The sequence below is a fragment of the Brevibacterium sp. SIMBA_078 genome (assembly GCF_046534565.1).
In the GTDB taxonomy this organism is placed as follows: Bacteria; Actinomycetota; Actinomycetes; order Actinomycetales; family Brevibacteriaceae; genus Brevibacterium.
The window spans coordinates 1-243 of sequence record NZ_JAWRYQ010000500.1; the positions used below are offsets into that span (position 1 = coordinate 1).

Consider the following 243-nt stretch of genomic DNA (forward strand, 5'->3'; position numbering starts at 1 on the left):
GCCAAAGCTTATAAATAGAGACTATAGTCGTATTTTTTAACTGAATATGCTTGGTTTTGAAAAAGATATAGCGAATATGAGGCACAAAAAAGCCCGCAAATAGCGGGCTTATCTGATAATGGTGGACTTTTAGGCGAAGCGGGCTCAGGGCAATTATGTAAAATGGTTAACCAAATTTGTATTGCAGGTGTAGTGCAAGGGTTAGCTGAGGGCTTACATTTTGCTAAACAAGCAGGGCTTGAT

The 243-nt window shown here is 39.5% G+C and carries 1 protein-coding gene; it reads left to right on the forward strand.

Translation table 11 applies throughout. The annotated features are described in order from the left end of the window. Nucleotides 1-99 precede the first annotated feature (99 nt). Nucleotides 100-243 (forward strand): NAD-binding protein (locus SB749_RS20565; protein ID WP_410711945.1); only part of this gene is annotated, 144 nt, incomplete at its 3' end.